The 1,661-nt window shown below is 24.0% G+C and carries 4 protein-coding genes; all 4 read right to left on the bottom strand.

Annotated features, from left to right (window positions below):
• Positions 1-7: 7 nt before the first annotated feature.
• The 4 genes from JWF52_RS18825 to JWF52_RS18810 all read right to left on the bottom strand — a co-directional run bounded on the left by JWF52_RS18825 (position 8) and on the right by JWF52_RS18810 (position 1,619).
• A complete protein-coding gene (locus JWF52_RS18825) occupies positions 8-169 on the bottom strand; it encodes a hypothetical protein (RefSeq protein ID WP_208335002.1) in 162 nt (53 codons plus the stop codon).
• On the bottom strand, positions 162-491 hold the full coding sequence (locus JWF52_RS18820; RefSeq protein WP_208335001.1) for a heavy metal-binding domain-containing protein: 330 nt from the start codon (positions 489-491) through the stop codon (positions 162-164). The genes JWF52_RS18825 and JWF52_RS18820 overlap by 8 nt, the downstream gene beginning before the upstream one ends.
• A 210-nt stretch (positions 492-701) precedes the next feature.
• A complete protein-coding gene (locus tag JWF52_RS18815; protein ID WP_208335000.1) occupies positions 702-1,076 on the bottom strand; it encodes a CoA-binding protein in 375 nt (124 codons plus the stop codon).
• 72 nt (positions 1,077-1,148) lie between these two features.
• Positions 1,149-1,619: a thiamine phosphate synthase gene (locus JWF52_RS18810; protein WP_353654984.1), complete on the bottom strand. Its 471-nt coding sequence runs from the start codon at positions 1,617-1,619 to the stop codon at positions 1,149-1,151.
• Positions 1,620-1,661: the final 42 nt, after the last annotated feature.

The following is a 1,661-nucleotide window of genomic DNA, read 5'->3' as shown; positions in this document are numbered from 1 at the left end:
TTTTATATCAATATTTATCGTATTTTTCTAAATGTTCATTTTTCTTTTCTTTTTTTCTTTCAACTATCTTTACTATTAATAATGCTATGCTCCCAATAACTATCATAAATGGAACTAACAAACCTAATATAAGTAATATTACTCCCATTACTCCCATAAAGCTACCCATTAATATCGTCTTCTATTACAACAGCTGTTCCATATGCTAGCATCTCTGCAGCTCCTTGCATAACTGCTGCAGAAGTTAACCTAAATCCTATTATAGCGTTTGCTCCTTGAGATTTTGCATCCTCTACCATTCTTCCTATAGCTATTTTTCTTGCTTCTACAAGCATTTCATCATACCCAGTAAGTTCTCCTCCTACAAGTTGTTTAAAACTAGCTCCTATATCTTTTCCTATATGTTTTGATCTTATTGTGCTCCCCTTTACTAATCCGACTACCTCAGTAATTTTTTTACCTGGTACATCATTAATCGTTAATATTAACAAATTTATCACTCCCTTCCTATTCTTATTTTAATTGTATCATAAATTCAATTAACTATTTATAATCTACTTTAATAAATAAACTAATTTTTAAATATATATTCATATTATGTAAATTTAGTAACTTTTTATATCTTTTTAAATATGCTGTAATTATGAATACAAAAAACTAAAATAAGCACAAATAAAAAAGAAACCTTAAAGATTTCTTTTTTAATACCTTGCAATTTCTTTAAATAAACTTAAACCACATGAAATGTTTAGTCTAAGATCTTTTGCTTTTTTTAGCATTGATTCATTATAACTTCCATTTTCAAACCAAATATTTTTTATATCTAATAACTCTATCTCATCTAGAATTTCATAGGTTTGTAAAGATAAATTTGTAATAATTACAACATCTATATTATGTGGAACATCTTTTAGGCTTTCATATGTTTGTGCATTTACTATATTGTAGTTATTTTTATTAATACATACTACTTCATACCCCTTACTTTTAAGCATGTCTATTATCTGATCTACTTTATATATTTCTTTTTCATCATCTATAATAATTGCCAAGGAATGATATTTAAGTAAATTCATAAACTTACCCCCAAATAAATACTTCACTAATATAATATGCTTTATATGTCAGAATTTTGCATGATTTATTATTTATTTGCTATATTTATGTTCTTTTAAATAGTTATTAATAGTTGTAAATACGTCTTTAGATTTCATAATAGTGGACATCACTGCAAAATCATCACAATATTTTTTAATTTCATGAATATTCTCTGGAAGTATGCCTCCTAATGCAACTATATTTAAATCAGTAATCATTTTAGCCTCTTTTAATAACTCCACTCCTTTAGGCTTTAATCTTTCTTTACATTTTGTTTCATAGATATGGGATAATATTATATAATCTATTTTTATATCTTCTTTTTTTATTATTTTTTCTACATAAATAATATCTTTAATACTATGTAATGATAACCCTAAAATTTTTTCTTTATTAAATTTGTATTTATTCCTTACAAGATTTTCAAATAAATTTAATGTAAGGTGTATCCCATCAGCATTAGTTTTTTCAAATACATCTAAATTGCTATTTATTATTAAATTTACATTATAATCTTTAATATTTATATATTCTAAAGTTTTCTTTTATTTTTATATATATTT

The organism is Clostridium sp. CCUG 7971 (assembly GCF_017590215.1).
In the GTDB taxonomy this organism is placed as follows: domain Bacteria; phylum Bacillota; class Clostridia; order Peptostreptococcales; family Peptostreptococcaceae; genus Faecalimicrobium.
This window is presented reverse-complemented; position numbering and strand designations above follow the sequence as displayed.

Coding starts and splice junctions, on each gene's coding strand:
- JWF52_RS18825 (WP_208335002.1), bottom strand. CDS start 169: ATGGGTAGCTTTATGGGAGTAATGGGAGTAATATTACTTATATTAGGT.
- JWF52_RS18815 (WP_208335000.1), bottom strand. CDS start 1,076: ATGAATTTACTTAAATATCATTCCTTGGCAATTATTATAGATGATGAA.